This is a genomic window from Clostridium sp. CAG:265 (genome assembly GCF_000436575.1).
GTDB lineage: Bacteria > Bacillota > Clostridia > Clostridiales > Clostridiaceae > Clostridium > Clostridium lentum.
The window spans coordinates 14,564-31,675 of record NZ_FR886638.1; the positions used below are offsets into that span (position 1 = coordinate 14,564).

The 17,112-nt window shown below is 28.3% G+C and carries 12 protein-coding genes; 5 read left to right on the forward strand and 7 right to left on the reverse strand.

All coding sequences use genetic code 11. The features are described 5' to 3' along the window. Positions 1–3 precede the first annotated feature (3 nt). Positions 4–2,433: a heavy metal translocating P-type ATPase gene (locus tag Q5O29_RS09760; protein WP_022212760.1), complete on the forward strand. Its 2,430-nt coding sequence runs from the start codon at positions 4–6 to the stop codon at positions 2,431–2,433. 26 nt (positions 2,434–2,459) lie between these two features. Then, positions 2,460–2,669 carry a heavy-metal-associated domain-containing protein gene (locus Q5O29_RS09765; RefSeq protein WP_022212761.1) on the forward strand — a complete coding sequence of 70 codons (210 nt, stop codon included), beginning with the start codon at positions 2,460–2,462 and terminating at the stop codon, positions 2,667–2,669. A gap of 54 nt (positions 2,670–2,723) precedes the next feature. On the opposite strand, the gene pflB is transcribed toward Q5O29_RS09765, so the two are convergent. From pflB to Q5O29_RS09795, 6 genes are all read right to left on the reverse strand, one after another. Next, the gene (pflB, locus tag Q5O29_RS09770) at positions 2,724–4,955 is read right to left on the reverse strand and encodes a formate C-acetyltransferase (protein WP_022212762.1); all 2,232 of its coding nucleotides are present in this window, start codon (positions 4,953–4,955) and stop codon (positions 2,724–2,726) included. A gap of 381 nt (positions 4,956–5,336) precedes the next feature. After that, positions 5,337–6,173, reverse strand: coding sequence for a carboxylating nicotinate-nucleotide diphosphorylase (gene nadC / locus Q5O29_RS09775; protein WP_022212763.1), 837 nt, complete (start codon positions 6,171–6,173; stop codon positions 5,337–5,339). After that, positions 6,154–7,455 (reverse strand): L-aspartate oxidase, encoded by a 1,302-nt coding sequence (locus Q5O29_RS09780; protein ID WP_308779208.1) that lies wholly within the window; start codon positions 7,453–7,455, stop codon positions 6,154–6,156. The genes nadC and Q5O29_RS09780 overlap by 20 nt, the downstream gene beginning before the upstream one ends. 17 nt (positions 7,456–7,472) lie before the next feature. After that, on the reverse strand, positions 7,473–8,378 hold the full coding sequence (nadA, locus tag Q5O29_RS09785) for a quinolinate synthase NadA (protein WP_022212765.1): 906 nt from the start codon (positions 8,376–8,378) through the stop codon (positions 7,473–7,475). A 185-nt stretch (positions 8,379–8,563) separates the two neighbouring features. Continuing rightward, positions 8,564–9,127 (reverse strand): chromate transporter, encoded by a 564-nt coding sequence (locus Q5O29_RS09790; RefSeq protein WP_022212766.1) that lies wholly within the window; start codon positions 9,125–9,127, stop codon positions 8,564–8,566. After that, a complete protein-coding gene (locus Q5O29_RS09795; RefSeq protein ID WP_022212767.1) occupies positions 9,127–9,666 on the reverse strand; it encodes a chromate transporter in 540 nt (179 codons plus the stop codon). Before Q5O29_RS09795 ends, Q5O29_RS09790 begins: the two co-directional genes overlap by 1 nt. 427 nt (positions 9,667–10,093) lie before the next feature. Between Q5O29_RS09795 and Q5O29_RS09800 the strand changes: the two genes are divergently transcribed. The 3 genes from Q5O29_RS09800 to Q5O29_RS09810 all read left to right on the forward strand — a co-directional run bounded on the left by Q5O29_RS09800 (position 10,094) and on the right by Q5O29_RS09810 (position 16,640). Further along, entirely contained in the window at positions 10,094–10,900 is an 807-nt protein-coding gene (locus Q5O29_RS09800; protein WP_022212768.1) for a cation diffusion facilitator family transporter, read from the forward strand. A gap of 169 nt (positions 10,901–11,069) precedes the next feature. Next, positions 11,070–12,764, forward strand: a complete 1,695-nt coding sequence (locus tag Q5O29_RS09805) for a PAS domain-containing sensor histidine kinase (protein WP_022212769.1) — start codon at positions 11,070–11,072, stop codon at positions 12,762–12,764. A 72-nt stretch (positions 12,765–12,836) separates the two neighbouring features. Then, a complete protein-coding gene (locus Q5O29_RS09810) occupies positions 12,837–16,640 on the forward strand; it encodes a ZmpA/ZmpB/ZmpC family metallo-endopeptidase (RefSeq protein WP_022212770.1) in 3,804 nt (1,267 codons plus the stop codon). A gap of 133 nt (positions 16,641–16,773) precedes the next feature. On the opposite strand, the gene Q5O29_RS09815 is transcribed toward Q5O29_RS09810, so the two are convergent. Continuing rightward, the coding region (locus Q5O29_RS09815; protein WP_302632091.1) for an MATE family efflux transporter at positions 16,774–17,112 on the reverse strand (339 nt) is incomplete at its 5' end.

Sequence of the window (17,112 nt, forward strand, 5' to 3'; positions counted from 1 at the left end):
AAAATGAAGCAAAATTCATTCAAAATAGAAGGGATGACTTGTTCAGCTTGCGCCAATAGAGTGGAAAGAGCAGTGAAGAAATTGGATGGAGTTGAAGAATCAAATGTAAATTTCGCTACAGAAACTTTATCAGTAAAATTTGATGAAACAAAGGTAGATGTTGCTAAAATTGAGGAAACAGTAGTAAAAGCAGGATATTCTGTGAGAAAAGATATGAGAGATTACACTTTCAAGGTTGAAGGAATGACATGTTCAGCTTGTGCCAATAGAGTAGAAAGAGTAACTAAAAAGATTGATGGTGTTGAAAGTGCTAATGTTAATTTTGCTACAGAAAAGCTAACAGTAAGAATTGATGCAGAAAAGGTACGATATTCAGATATTAAAGCAGTTATTGATAAAGCTGGATATAAGTTAATCAAAGAGGAAGAGCAAGTAAATGAAGGTTCTAAAAAGAAAGATGAAAGCAAGTTACTTTTAAATAGATTTATCTTCTCTCTTATATTTACAGTACCACTACTTATTATAAGTATGGGACATATGGTAGGTATGCCATTACCTTCAATTATTGATCCAATGAAAAGTCCTTTAAACTTTGCACTAGTTCAATTAGCACTTACTATACCAGTAATGGTAGCTGGTTATAAGTTTTATAAGATAGGATATAAGAATCTATTTAAGCTTAGTCCTAATATGGATTCATTAATTGCTATAGGGACATCGGCAGCAGTAGCTTATGGATTTTTTGCAATATATAAGATACTAAATGGAGAAACTCATTATGCAATGCATTTATATTTTGAATCAGCAGTAGTTATTTTAACATTAATTACTTTAGGAAAATATTTGGAAGCTGTATCAAAGGGTAAAACTTCAGAGGCTATCAAGAAGCTTATGGGATTAGCACCTAAAACTGCAACTATCATTAAGGATGGAAAAGAATTAAGTATTCCTATAGATGAAGTTATAGTAGGGGATGTAATTTTAGTGAAGCCAGGTGAAAAATTGCCGGTGGATGGTGAAATTATAGAGGGAAGCACTTCTATTGATGAATCAATGCTCACAGGCGAAAGTATTCCTGTAGAAAAAAACATAGGAAATACTGTCATAGGAGCTAGTATAAATAAATCTGGTTTTATAAAATACAAAGCTACTAAAGTTGGAAAAGATACAGCTTTAGCACAAATTGTAAAGTTAGTGGAGGAAGCACAGGGAACAAAAGCACCAATAGCTAAAATGGCAGATATTATTGCTGCATATTTTGTACCAACGGTTATGGGGTTAGCAATAATAGCAACAATAGGATGGCTTATTGCAGGTGAAACTACTGTATTTGCTTTAACTATATTTATTTCAGTATTAGTAATTGCATGTCCATGTGCATTAGGATTAGCAACACCAACAGCAATTATGGTTGGAACAGGAAAAGGTGCTGAAAATGGTGTGTTAATTAAAGGTGGAGAAGCATTAGAAACAACATATAAAATAGATACTATAGTATTTGATAAAACAGGAACAATAACTGAAGGAAAGCCTAAAGTTACTGATATAATTTGCCAAGGTATAAAAGAAGAAGAAGTATTAGCTTTAGCAGCTAGTGCAGAAAAGGGGTCAGAACATCCTTTAGGAGAAGCCATAGTAAAAGAAGCAGAAGATAAAAACTTAGAATTAAAAAAAATTGAAGATTTTAAAGCTGTGCCAGGACATGGAATAGAAGTTACTATTGAAGGAAAAGATATATTATTAGGTAATAAGAAATTAATGATAGAAAATTATATAGATATAGAGTCTTTACATGCTGAAAGTGATAAGCTTGCAGCGGAAGGAAAGACACCAATGTATATTGCTATAAATAATAAATTAAGTGGTATAATAGCAGTAGCTGATACTGTAAAAGAAAATAGTAAAGCTGCTATTGAAGAATTAAAGAAAATGAATGTTAAAGTAGCAATGATTACAGGAGATAATAAAAAGACAGCAGAAGCTATTGCAAAATCAGTGGGAATAGATATGGTTTTAGCAGAAGTATTACCGGAAGATAAGGCTAATGAAGTGAAGAAGCTGCAAGAGAAAAATAGAAAAGTAGCCATGGTTGGTGATGGAATAAATGATGCACCAGCTCTTGTACAGGCAGATGTAGGAATAGCCATTGGATCAGGAACTGATGTTGCCATTGAATCAGCAGATATTGTTCTTATGAAAAGTGATTTAAAAGATGTTGTTACTGCAATTAGGTTAAGCAAAGCAACTATTAAGAATATAAAAGAGAATTTATTCTGGGCATTTGGTTATAATGTTTTAGGAATACCAGTTGCCATGGGAGTGCTTCATATCTTTGGTGGTCCATTATTAAATCCAATGATTGCAGCAGCAGCCATGAGTTTTAGTTCAGTATCAGTACTTTTAAATGCACTAAGACTAAAAAGATTTAGATAATCATTAATTTTATAAAGGAGGATTTTATGAAAAAGAAAATATTAATTGAAGGAATGAGTTGTAATAAATGTGTAGGTCATGTTAAAGCAGCTTTAGAAGATTTAGATGGAGTTACTTCAGTTGAAGTTAGCTTAGAAGGGAAAAATGCAATAGTTGAAACTACAGCTAATGATGAAGCTTTAAAAGAAGTAATTGAAGATGAGGGATACGATGTAGTTGAAATAGAAGTGTTATAATAAAAAATAAGGGATAGCTAAGGCTATCCCTTATTACATTTTAAACATTATAAATTACATTGATTTGTGGAATGTTCTGTTTATAACGTCTAATTGTTGTTCTCTTGTTAATTTAATGAAGTTAACAGCATATCCTGAAACTCTGATAGTTAATTGTGGATATTCTTCTGGATGATCCATAGCATCTAATAAAGTTTCTCTGTTAAATACATTTACGTTTAAGTGATGAGCATCTTGACCAAAGTATCCATCCATCATAGCACTTAAGTTAGTTATTCTATCTTCAGCAGATTTTCCTAAAGCATCTGGTACTATTGAGAATGTATTTGAGATACCATCTTGTGAATGTTCATATGGTAATTTAGCAACTGAGTTTAATGAAGCTAAAGATCCACTGTTATCTCTTCCGTGCATTGGGTTAGCACCTGGAGCAAATGGTTCACCAGCTTTTCTACCACATGGAGTAGTACCAGTTTTCTTACCATAAACAACGTTTGAAGTTATAGTTAATACTGATTGAGTGTGGTATGCATTTCTGTAAGTCTTGTTTTGTCTGATTTTCTTCATCATGTTTTCAACTAAGTATACAGCAATTTCATCAACTCTATCATCATCGTTTCCGTATTTAGGGAAATCTCCTTCAACTTCGAAATCAACAGCTATTCCTTCTTCGTTTCTTATTGGCTTAACTTTAGCGTATTTGATTGCTGATAATGAGTCTGCACAAACAGATAAACCAGCTATACCACAAGCCATTGTTCTGAATACATCTCTATCATGTAAAGCCATTTGTAAGCTTTCATATGAATATTTATCATGCATGTAGTGAATTACATTTAAAGTATTAACATAAAGGTTAGCTAACCAGTCTGTCATTATTTCAAATCTGTTCATTACTTCGTCGTAAGTTAAATATTCACCAGTTAATGGAGCTAATTGAGGTCCAACTTGAACACCTGATTTTTCGTCTCTACCACCGTTTATAGCGTATAGTAAAGTTTTAGCTAAGTTAACTCTTGCACCGAAGAATTGCATTTGCTTACCAACTCTCATTGCAGATACACAACAAGCGATAGCATAGTCATCTCCCCAGTATGGAGCCATTAAATCATCATTTTCGTATTGAACTGAACTTGTGTCAATTGATACCTTTGAACAGAAATCTTTGAATCCTTGAGGTAATCTAGTTGACCATAAAACTGTTAAGTTTGGTTCTGGTGATGGTCCTAAAGTGTAAAGTGTGTTAAGTACTCTGAATGAGTTCTTAGTTACTAATGTTTTACCGTTTAATCCCATACCACCGATTGATTCAGTAACCCAAGTTGGATCTCCTGAGAATAAGTCGTTGTATTCTGGAGTTCTTAAGAACTTAACTAATCTTAACTTCATTACGAAGTGGTCCATTATTTCTTGAGCTTCTTCTTCAGTGATAACACCGTTTTGTAAATCTCTTTCGATGTAGATGTCTAAGAAAGTAGAAGTTCTACCTAATGACATAGCAGCACCGTTTTGTTGTTTTATAGCAGCTAAGAATCCAAAGTATAACCATTGTACAGCTTCTTTAGCATTTGAAGCTGGTCCTGATATATCTAATCCATAAGAAGCAGCCATAGCTTTTAATTCTTTTAATGCAACTATTTGATCAGAAATTTCTTCTCTTAATCTAATTACGTCTTCATCAATAGTTTTAACTTCTAAAGATTTCTTTTGAACTAATCTATCTTCGATTAATCTGTCAACCCCGTATAGAGCAACTCTTCTGTAATCACCTATGATTCTTCCTCTACCGTAAGCATCTGGAAGACCTGTAATTATACCAGATTTTCTAGCTAATCTCATTTCATCAGTATAAGCATCGAAAACACCTTGGTTGTGAGTTTTTCTATATTTTGAGAATATTTCAGATATTCTATCAGATACTTCAAATCCATAAGATTTAGCAGCACTTTCTGCCATTCTTATACCACCTTGAGGCATAACAGCTCTCTTTAAAGGTGCATCAGTTTGAACACCAACGATTTTTTCTAAAGCTTGATCTATATATCCAGGAGCATATTCATTGATTCCTGAAACTGTTTCAGTATCTACATCTAAAACTCCACCGTTTTCTCTTTCTTTTTTGAATAATTCACTAACTTCAGCCCATAACTTAGTTGTAGCTTCAGTAGCGCCAGCTAAGAAACTATCATCTCCTTCGTATGGAGTGTAGTTAAGTTGAATAAAGTTTCTTACATCGATTTCCTTAGTCCAGTTACCTGGTTTAAAGTTATTCCATTCCTTCATCATGTTTGATCCCCTCTTTTTTATACAAAAATTTAACGATTGTTACACAATCTATTTGGAAAAAATTACTATTAATTAATAATAGTTGTTAAATAAAATATATCACTTTTATTGGAAAAATGCAATAGAAATTTAAACGATTTTAAAAAAAAAGAAAAACCATAAAACCGTTGAAAATACTAGAGTTAGTGGTTATAGAAAATAAATATAAATATTATTTTTAGAAGTTTGAATTTACTGAAAATTCAATAAAATATAAAAATATAATAGACTGTTTAAGGCAAATTAAAATACTAAAATTCCATAAGAAAACAAAAGATATTGTTAATATTGTAACAATATCTTTTTTAATATTATCATATTAAGTTGTATACTAAAAATGTATTAAAGTAAAATTAAATTTTTCATACTTATGTCAAAAGATTTGTATGAATGTGTTAAAGCTCCTACAGATATTAAGTTTACTCCTGTTTCTGCAATAGAACGGATAGTGTCCATATTTACGTTGCCAGAGGCTTCAATAATAGCTTTATTACCAATAATTTCTACAGATTTTTTCATTTCATCTATAGACATATTGTCTAGCATTATTATATCAGCATTGCATGTTAATGCTTCTTTAACCATATCTAAGTTTTCAGTTTCAACTTCAATTTTTCTTACAAAGGAAGAGTTTTTTCTAATTAAATTAATAGCATTAGTAATTGAACCAGCAGCATCAATATGATTATCTTTTATCAATATACCATCAGATAAATTACATCGATGATTTATTCCACCACCAATTTTTACTGAATATTTTTCTAAAATCCTAAGATTAGGAGTAGTTTTGCGAGTATCAGCTAATTTAGCATTGGTTCCTATAAGTTTTTTGCTAAAATTATTTGTTAAAGTTGCTATGCCACACATTCGTTGTAATAAGTTCAAAGCAACTCTTTCTCCTAAAAGTACATTTTTTGTTTTACCTTTGATGATAGCTATTATTTCACCTTTTTTTAATATATCTCCATCTTCTTTATTAAAAGAAACATCAACTTCACCTAGTAAGTAAAAAACTCTTGCAAAGACCTCAGCACCGGCTAAAATACCATCTTCTTTTGATATTAAATTTACGCTACAAAGGCTATCTTCAGTTACAATGGGAATGGTTGTTATATCTTCAGAGGGAATATCTTCTTTAAGTGCATTTTTAATTATTTCATCAACAATTAACCAATTCATTTTTCTTTTCTCCAATCACATCTTTAAATAAATTAATAGCAGTATTAAATAACTCTGTTTCAGCTAGTTTCATAGATGAAGCTTTAAAACTTTCAGTTTCATATGGTACTTGATATTCTGTAAATTTGCTTAGTATATCATTAACAGCACGCTTGGAAAATACTAATCCTTCTAGTAAAGAATTACTAGCAAGCCTATTGGCTCCATGAACTCCAGTACAGCTACATTCTCCAACGGCATAAAGTTTTTCCATGGAAGATTTACTGTTTAAGTCAACTTCTATTCCTCCCATAAAGTAATGTTGTACTGGATGGATAGGAATATATTCTTTAGTAATATCTATACCATGAGATAAACATTCTTTATATATATAAGGAAATCTATTCTTGATATATTTAGGTTCCATAGTGCTTAAATCAAGATAAGCACATTCTTCGTTAGAAGAATTAAGTTCAGCATAAATTGCATTAGCAACCACATCACGAGGAAGTAGTTCATCTATAAAATGTTCACCTTTCTTATTTCTTATTAAAGCACCTTCTCCACGGACGCTCTCAGATATAAGAAGTCTTCTGTCATTTGAATCTTTAATATATAAGGCCGTTGGATGGAATTGCACATAGTTTAAATTTTTCAATTTAATATTATGTTTCTTACAAATACTAAGTCCATCACCAGTTATATGACGTTTATTAGTAGAATTTTTAAATAATCCACCAATTCCGCCTGTAGCCATAATGACAAATTGTGAATGAATACTATATTGAATATTATTATTTAGTGCAATTATTCCATGGCAGCTGTTTTTATTTTCAATTATATCTGCACATAATGTATTTTCTAAAATAAGAGTATTTTTTCTTAACTTTATCTTTTGGCAAAGAGCTTCCATTATATATTTACCAGTTTCATCTTTGACATGAAGAATTCTATTGGTAGAGTGAGCAGCTTCTTTTGTATAACAAAGATTACCATGTTTTTTATCAAAAACAACTCCATACTCAATAAGCTTGTCTATGTTTTCTTTTGACTCTTTAACTAAAGTAGTGACAGCGTCTATATCATTTTCATATTTACCAGCTTTTAAAGTATCTTCAATATATGGTTTAATATCATACTCACCTTTAGAAACACATATTCCACCTTGAGCTAAGGCACTGTTACTATCTTCTAGAGCTTTTTTTGTGACAATAGTTATGCTATATTTTTCAGGAATATTTAGTGCAGAATATAATCCGGCAATTCCTGAACCAACTATTACAATATCAGTATCAATATTAATTATCTTATTCATATATATCACCTAGCCAATTCATGCATATTTAATAAACAATTTAAAGCCTTTAATCTAACCTCTTCTTCTATAGTTATTTCGTTGCAATTATTTTTTAATACGTTAGCAATGTCTTCTAACCTTGTTTTTTTCATATTAGGACATAGGGTGCTTGTACCAGGGAAATAGAAGTTTTTATCAGGATTTCTTTTGCTTAATTCATAGTGAATCCCTTCTTCAGTACAAACAAGATAGTTTTTAGCAGGGCAATTAGTAGCATAGTTTATCATTTCACCTGTACTTCCTATATAGTCTGCTAAATCCCTAATTTCTTTTTCACATTCTGGATGAGCTAAAACAACAATATCATTTATTGCATTTTTAGATTTTAATATGTTTTCACTACTAATCTTTTTATGAGTAACACAAAATCCGTTCCATAATATAAAATCTTTTTCTGGCATTTGTTCTGCAATATATCCTCCTAGATTTTTGTCAGGAAGGAAGATGATTTTTTTTTGAGGCAGCTTTTTAATCACTTTTAAGGCATTTGATGAAGTTACTGTAACATCACAAAGAGCTTTTACATCACTAGTTGAGTTGATATAGCATACTACAGCAGCATCAGGGTGTTTTTCTTTAAGTTCTACTAAGCCATCTACGTCAGCCATATCAGCCATTGGGCATCCAGCATCAAGAGCTGGAAGAAGTACAGTTTTTTCTGGGGAAAGTATTTTTGCACTTTCAGCCATGAACTTAACACCACAAAATACTATAAGTTTATTAGGACTATCTTTCGCAATTTTACTTAAATAGTACGAGTCCCCTACATAATCAGCTATTTCTTGAATTTCTGGTCGCTGATAATAATGTGCCAATATTAAAGCGTTTTTTTCTGTTTTCAATAAATTAATTTCTTTTTTTAAGTCCATTTTAAATTACCTCTCTCATACAGTTGTCATATGTATATACACATGTTAATAATATAACATTGCATGTAAAAAATGTAAACTTTAAATAAGAGAAAAGTAAAAAAAGAACTAATTTAAATAATGAGTGTTCAAGTTATTTTGCAATGAACAATCATATTAAATAGTTCTTTTTTTATTATATATAGTTATATTTTAAATAATATTCCTGCTAGTGCTCCTAAGAAGATATAGAAAATAGGGTGTTTTTTAAAATATTTCATTATTACAAATATACCTATTAATAGTAGTGTAGCTTTATAGTTAATGATATCTAAAAGTTTATTTGTAATATTAAATTTTGACATATTAAGAATGGTGATTTTAAATACTGCAAAACCAGCAGCAGTTATAAGGCCTGTAACAGCAGGTCTTAAGCCATAAAATACAGATTCCACATAAGGACTTTCTTTGAACTTGTTTAAAATATGAGCAATTATAATAATTATAATTATTGATGGTGTAATAAGTCCAATGGTAGCAATAATTCCACCTAAAAGACCACCACCTTGATATCCTGCATATGTAGCCATATTTATTCCAAGTGGACCTGGTGTAGATTGGGAGATGGCAACCATATCAGCAATACTATCTGTAGTTATCCAAGGGTATCTTTCAGAGAGATCATATAAGAAAGGAAGTGTAGAGAGACCTCCACCTATGGCAAATAATCCTATTTTAAAAAATTCATAAAATAAAGTTATATAAATCATTATTTTCTACCCCTTATTAATTTTGATATTAATCCAACACATGCAGCTGCAACTACTATATAGATTGGTGATAAGTTTACAAATGCTACTGAGATAAATGCCAAAATAGCAATTATTAATGTTATAGAATTTTTAATAGATGTTTTGGCTAGTTTTAATATGGCGCTAATAATTAAGGCAATAACGACTACACGTATACCAGAGAAAGCATGCTGTATAATGGCATAGCTTGCAAAGTTTTTTAATAAGGCCGCAATAATAGTTATTATTATTAAGGAAGGAAAAACAACTCCTAATGTTGCAACTATTGCACCAATTATTCCTTGAACTTTATAGCCAATGAAAGTTGCTGTGTTTACAGCGATTATGCCTGGTGTACATTGCCCTACAGCATAATAATCTAGAACTTCTTCTTCGGTAGCCCATTTTTTTTCTTCAACAATTTCTTTTTGAATCATTGGAAGCATGGCATAGCCACCACCAAAAGTTAATCCTCCAATTCGGCAGAAAGTGAAAAATAAATCAATTAATGTATTCATAATTTATATCTCTCCTGTGTTAATGTAATAATATTCTATGAATAGTATACCATAATATGAAAGTGTAAAAGATGTAACAATATAACACTCTTACATCTTTTATTGAAAGACATGTCTATATTAAGTAGGATATAATATAAAAATAAGAAAAAAACTAATAATAATACCGTATTTTAATCTTTATTTAAGTACATTTATGCTTTTTGATATAAAAAATTAAACTTGAATATAAGGATAAAGTTGTAAAAAGGTAGCATTTTAATCATTACCAAGAGTGATGATTTAGCGTATTATATTTGTATAGAGTAAAACTTGAATAGAGGTGAAGATAATGAAACTAGAAAATAAAATTTTAAAAATATCAATGGTAGGTGCGTTATTCTTTGCACTATTTGGTATAGCATGGGGATGAACTGTACAATCTGAAATGATTATATTTGATGGATTATATTCATTTATCAGTTTAGCGTTAACAATGTTGTCTTTATATATAAATAATTTTATGGCTAAGAAGGAATTAGATAAATATCCTTTTGGCAAATATATATTGGAACCTTTAGTTATATCCTTAAAATCACTTATCATAGGAGGAATGTGTTTATATTCTTTGATAGGAGCTATACAGGATATAGTGAATGGCGGAAATAGTGTAGAATATGGTTCAGCATTAATATATTCTATTGTATCAGTTGTAGGGTGCGGTGGTGTATATATTTTTATGAAGGAAAAAGGTGAAAAAATTTCTTCAGAAATGGTTAAAGTTGAAGCAAGTCAATGGCTTATGGATACTTTATTAAGTATTGGTGTATTGGTAGGCTTTGTAATAGCTATGATTCTTAGAAATACAAGGTTTTCTTGGCTCAATGTATATATAGATCCAATGATGGTAATTATGGTATCAGTTGTATTCATAAAGATGCCTATACAATCTTTTATAAATTCCTTTAAGGAAATATTATGTGTAAAAGCAAATGATGAAATCAATGATGATATATATTTTATTGTAAAAGAAATTGAGAAAGAATATAAATTTGAAGATTCAATATCAAGAGTATCAAAAATTGGTGGAGAGTTAAGAATTGAAATAGATTTTATATATAATGAAGAAAGTAAATTAAAAGATTTAGATCAAATGGATTGTGTTAGAGAAAAAGTTTATGATGCGATAAAACATATAGATTATAATAAATGGCTAAATGTTTCTTTTACTGGGGACAAAAAATGGGCCATATAAAAAAGCGAAGGAGAAATCCTTCGTTTTTTTATATGTTTTTTATACAAGTATATAAAAAATAAGGATAGAGTTCTTACAAAATTCGTATTATTTTTAATGAGGAATTTATGGAATTATTTATAAAATTATAATAATATTAGAATAGAGGATAATTGGAGGGAATTTAGAAATGAAAGTAAAGGATAAAATAACAAGATTTTATACCATAGAAGATTTGGAAGAAATATTAGATAAATTACCTTATCAAATATGGTTAAAAGATGATGAAAAAAAATATATATACATAAATAAATTAGGTGCAGAAAAGTTAGGGATTAGTAAAGAAGAAATAATAGGAAAAACTGATTATGAATTTAGAGAATATGATATTGCTAAGGAATGTGATAAAACAGATATAGAAGTTATAGAGAAAAAAGCTGATATTTATAATGAAGAGTATAGTAAAATAGATGATAATGAAATATGGCATAAGGTATATAAATTTATTTTACATAAAGAGAATAAAAAAGAAATTATAGGAGGAGTAGCACGAGAGATATCATTAGATAAGAATGTACAATTAGAAATTGAATCAAACTTAATGAGTTATTTAAATATACATGAAGAAAAAAGATATAATACTAAAAAAACTATTCATTTATTGTTAAAAGAAATAAAAAATATTGTTGAATATAAGAATATATCTATATTTTTATATGATAAAGATAGTGAGAAATTTAAATTTTATTTAAGCGAAAATGAAGAAGAAAATAATTTTAATGTAGATATACATATAAATAAAGAAATAGAAAATAAGTTATGTAGTAAAGAAATTATTAAAGATAAATATGAAGAAATATATAATAAATTAGAAATGTTTAAAGAAAAAAAAGAAAGTTTAGAAATTAGGCATATAGAACTAGCGAATAAATTATTTGGGTTAGTAGTAATAACTTATGATGAAAGTAAAAATTGTTTTACTAAAGAGGAATCTTATTTAAATGAAACTTTAAGTAAAATAGGATATATAGTTAAACAGATGGAAAATAAAAGTGAAATTAAATATATAACCGATAAGAAAAGGGAATTAGAAGAGTTTATTAAATTAGAAACCATGAAGGTGGAATTTTTATCTAATATGTCTCATGAATTTAGAACTCCTATTAATATAATACTTGCTATTGTGCAATTATTGAATTTACATAATAAGCCATTAGGCGATGAAAAATATAAAGAATATTTAAACATATTAAAGCAAAATTCATATAGATTATTGAGATTGGTGAACAATGTTATGGATATAACGAAAGTAAATAGTGATTCAGATAAATTGAACTTAGTAAATTGTAATATTGTTAGTGTTTTAGAAGAAATAGTTATGTCTACTGTATTATATGCAAGTGAAAAGAAAAGAAATATAATTTTTGATACAGATAGTGAAGAAATAATTTTAGCTTGTGATGAAGATAAAATTGAAAGAATTATGCTTAATTTAATATCTAATGCCATTAAATTTTCTCAGCTCCATACAGATATTGAAATAAAAATAAAGACAAATGTAGAATTAAATAGAGTATATATATCTGTTAAAAATTATGGTTCCAATATAGAATTTAACGATAGAGAAAAAATATTTGAAAGATTTCATAAAGGAGATAATTCGTTAAATAGGAAAAATGAAGGTTGTGGTATAGGATTATTTTTATGTAGAAAGTTTATAGAAATGCATGGAGGAGAAATATTTTTAGATAATATAGATAATGGTACTCAGTTTTCATTTTATTTACCGATAAATATAACAAATGAAAAAATATATAATCCTTTAATGCAGAAAGATAGTCTTATAGAGAAATGTAATATTGAATTTTCTGATATATATATATAACTATATTTATTAAAAGATATTAATAGTGTATTATAGGAATTATATTAAAGAATTATATTAGGGGGGTAACTAATGAAAAAATTATCGTTAAATAAAGGTGAGAAGATAATTAAATATGCTCTTAGAAAATACTCTTTTGGAGTAGTTTCAGTGGCAGTTTCAGTATGTTTTTTTACAGAAATAGCTTCAGCATCTATTTTAATCAATGAAAATACTTCTATACAAGAAACATACTCTACAAATGAAGATTTAAGTGAAAATATTACACAAAAAGAGGATTATGTAAGTGATGAATTAGATAAAAATTTTGTAGAAGAAGAAACATCTATAACTGAAAGCATTATTCAAGATGAAGTTATTGATGAAAAAGAAGATGAAGCTATTGAAGAATATGCTTTTAATGAAACTGTAGAAGAAAAAATTCAAAAAGTAAAACAAAGCTTTAAAGAAGTTAAATATGATGATTTATATACTATTTTAAATCCATATGTTTCATTATGGGATAAACAAGATGTTAAAAATCAATTAAAAAAAGAATTAGGAGTAGAACCAACTCAAGATCAAATAAATGAACGTCTTAAAAGTTTTTGTATGGATAAACTTGATTTAAGAAAAAGCTTTGAATATGTGCAAAATAATTTAGATACAATATTAAAGAAGTTATTTGATAATGACCCATATTTTTCATCTCAATATATTATTAGTAAAAGAAATGAAATATTAATAGCATTATCTTATTTAGAGAGAAATTATAGTTTTGATTTTAAAGGTGAAGTTGCAAAGGATTTAATTTTATATAATTATCCACAAAGTTTAAGTGGATTTTCAGCATTAATGGATATAGGTGAAGTGAGTTTTTCAGATTTAGAGCTTAAAAATACTGCAAAGACTTATGAAAAGAAAATTGCACCAATTACTAAAGATAATACTATTTTTGATTTTATAGAAAATTCTTTAAATAAATATTATCCAGCTATGAGTGCTAGTGAGTGGTTTAAAGATAGAAGTAATGCTTATATTGTTGAAGCTAAAAGTAGTAATCAAAATGTAGATACTTCTTTTTACAATAAAATGAAAAATGATCCTAAATTAAGTGATCATTTAATTCCATTATTATCTCTTAGTCAAGATAATATTTATGTTATTAGCACAATGAGCACAGTGAGTTATGGGTTGGTAGATACATATGTTGATAGAAAAGAAAGTAATTATAATGAGTCAAAAAGAAAATTTGAAGCTGATTTACAAGAAACAGCTAATAAGCAAGAAGAATTTTTAGATTTTTGGTATCGTATTAGTAATAAGAGAGATACACTTTTAAATGGAAATAATATTATTATAATTGATACTATGAGAAAATATGGTGAAGGAAGTACAAGAGATTTATGGGCTCCTAAGTATGGTGAAACATTAAGTGGGGTTCGTGAGTTTATTACTCCTCTTGATTTTTATTCTAATTATATGTTTGTAGATGGAGAAGCATCAGGAGATAATTTAGTTAAATTATATTTATCAAAAACATTAACTGATAGAGGACAATCTACTTATACACATGAATTAACACATTTATTAGATAAAAAAGTTTGGCTTAACGGATATGGTAGGAGAACTGGTAAAGGTGCAGAAACTTTTGCTACAGGAATGTTTGAAAGTTTAAATAATACAGTTGGATTATCTGAATATGAGCCAATATTTAATTTAAATTTAGCATATAAGTTAGGAGAAGGAAGAGTACAAAATGCTTCACCTAATAGATTTATGCAAGAATCTGACTTAAAAGATTATATGCAAGGATTAATGGATGTTATATATACATTAGATTATGCTGAAGCAATATCATCATTAAGAAGAACTAATTCAGAAAAAGCAATATTATTTAATCAATTGGAATTAACACCAGAAAAAGCTCCTAATACTGAAAATAAAAGCAATGATACATTTAAGCATATAGATGAAAGTATTGCAAGTACTTTAAACACAATTGATGATTTAATTGAAAAAAATATTGTATCAGGAAGACTAAAATTTAAAGGTAATGCAACTGTAGGAACAACTGAGCAAAATGGATATTATGTTGCACCATTATTAGAGCCAATATATGCAGGTATTCAAAATGATGAAGGTTCAACAGGGGAGATAACATTTAAAAGATATGCATATGAATTATTAGCTGAATATGGATATAGTGAAGGTATGGTTTCATATGTTTCTAATAAATATTCAAATGATAAGGAAGCATTAAATGCTATTTTAGATTCTAAATATAATGGAAGCTTAACTGAATTTAAAAAGGATATGTTTAAACGTAGAATTGATAAGCTATCAGATTTAAAAGAAACAGACTACTTCAAAAATTATGAAGAATTACAACAGTTAATGAATGAAGCAGTAGAAAAAGATTTAAAGATGATGGAAAGTAATAAAACTAATTCACAACCAATGGCTCAGAATGTAAAAGAAGTACAAAAATTAAAAACAAAGATTTTACAATGGTATTTAGTAAATACTAATGATTTTACAACATCTATATATAATTCTAAAGTTATTGTATCAGAAGATAAAGAAGTAACAGAAACAGAGATTCCTATAGAAGTTATTAATAGAGAAGACTCAAATTTATGGGAAGATGAAACACGTACAGAACCTGGAATATCAGGAAGTATTAGAACAACTAAGATATGGAGAACAGAAAATGGTGTTCGTGTAGGAGAACCAATAATAAATCAAGAAATTATTAGAGAAATGGTTCCAACTATTATTTATAAAGGAACTAAAAAGATTTATGATGAAATTGTTAAAGTGGATGACAATGTAGAAATTCCAATTATAGAAAAAGTAATAGAAGATCCTAATTTATATATTGGAGAAGAAAAAAGAGTAGAAGGAAAAGCTGGTATTAAAAAGGTAACAACAATTCAAAAAACAAATAAAGGACAACCAGTAGGAGATCCAATAATAAATCAAGAAATTATTAGAGAAATGGTTCCAACTGTTATTTACAAAGGAACTAAAAAGATTTATGATGAAATTGTTAAAGTGGATGACAATGTAGAAATTCCAATTATAGAAAAAGTAATAGAAGATCCTAATTTATATATTGGAGAAGAAAAAAGAGTAGAAGGAAAAGCTGGTATTAAAAAGGTAACAACAATTCAAAAAACAAATAAAGGACAACCAGTAGGAGATCCAATAATAAATCAAGAAATTATTAGAGAAATGGTTCCAACTATTATTTATAAAGGAACTAAAGCTTTACCAACACAAAATGAAATATATCCAGCAGAAGTGATTAATGGTAACTTAGAATGCTACGATGATGAAATTGATTTAGCGTCAGTTATTTTAGATAATATTGCAATAAGTGATAATTCAGTTAATATAAGAAAAGAAATAATAGGAGATATTCCAACTACTGTGGGAGAGCATACTGTTATTGTTAGAGTAACTTATGAAGATAATAGTTACAAAGATGTTAATGTATCTGTTAGAATAAGAAGTAAACAAGATAGACCAAATACAGATAATAAACCAGGTGATGATAGTAATAAACCAAATGAAGATAACAAGCCGAATGTAGATAACAATAAACCAAATTCAAATAATTCTACCAATGGCTCAAGTAATAATAAAAAAGATGATGTAAGTAGTGATAATAATAAACCAAATGAAAATGATTCAGAAACTGTGGATAAAGATAATTCAAATAATTATGTAGAGGTTAAGCCTAATACTGGAAACTCAAATATAGGTAATTCTGAAGATAAAAAATCACAAACAAAATTACCACAAACAGGTGTTGAAGGTTCTTTAACAATGTTAGGATTATTATCATTATCTATTGGTAGTGCTCTATCTTTCAGAAAAAAGAAGAAATAATTTTAAATAATTAAGATATATTATAAAGAGGTTGTATTAAAAGAATATTTAATACTAGCTAAAAAAGGGAATTCGTATTTGAATTCCCTTTTTGTATATAATGTAATTATAAAGTAGTTAAAATATAGTACAACTAAGCAATTTTTTCTAACTGCATTTTATCAAGTTGTTTAAATTCTTTTTTAAGTAATATTAATGTTATAATAACTGAAAGTGAGTCAGCACAAGCGCCCGCTGCCCAAACACCATCTAATCCAATAAACTTAGGTAAGATTATTGTAAATGGAATTAATAATATTACTTGCCTTAAAAGACTTACAAACATAGATATTTTAGCTTTACCAATTGATTGATAGTAACTTGTGGCAACAATATTTATTCCTACTACAGGCATCATTAATAAATATATTCTAATTCCTTTTATTGCTAATGTAGTTAATTCAGGATCATTATTAAATAAACTGATGATTTG

Coding starts and splice junctions, on each gene's coding strand:
- Q5O29_RS09810 (WP_022212770.1), top strand. CDS start 12,837: ATGAAAAAATTATCGTTAAATAAAGGTGAGAAGATAATTAAATATGCT.
- pflB (WP_022212762.1), bottom strand. CDS start 4,955: ATGATGAAGGAATGGAATAACTTTAAACCAGGTAACTGGACTAAGGAA.
- Q5O29_RS09805 (WP_022212769.1), top strand. CDS start 11,070: ATGAAAGTAAAGGATAAAATAACAAGATTTTATACCATAGAAGATTTG.
- Q5O29_RS09760 (WP_022212760.1), top strand. CDS start 4: ATGAAGCAAAATTCATTCAAAATAGAAGGGATGACTTGTTCAGCTTGC.
- nadC (WP_022212763.1), bottom strand. CDS start 6,173: ATGAATTGGTTAATTGTTGATGAAATAATTAAAAATGCACTTAAAGAA.
- Q5O29_RS09765 (WP_022212761.1), top strand. CDS start 2,460: ATGAAAAAGAAAATATTAATTGAAGGAATGAGTTGTAATAAATGTGTA.
- Q5O29_RS09790 (WP_022212766.1), bottom strand. CDS start 9,127: ATGATTTATATAACTTTATTTTATGAATTTTTTAAAATAGGATTATTT.
- Q5O29_RS09795 (WP_022212767.1), bottom strand. CDS start 9,666: ATGAATACATTAATTGATTTATTTTTCACTTTCTGCCGAATTGGAGGA.
- Q5O29_RS09800 (WP_022212768.1), top strand. CDS start 10,094: ATGATTATATTTGATGGATTATATTCATTTATCAGTTTAGCGTTAACA.
- nadA (WP_022212765.1), bottom strand. CDS start 8,378: ATGGACTTAAAAAAAGAAATTAATTTATTGAAAACAGAAAAAAACGCT.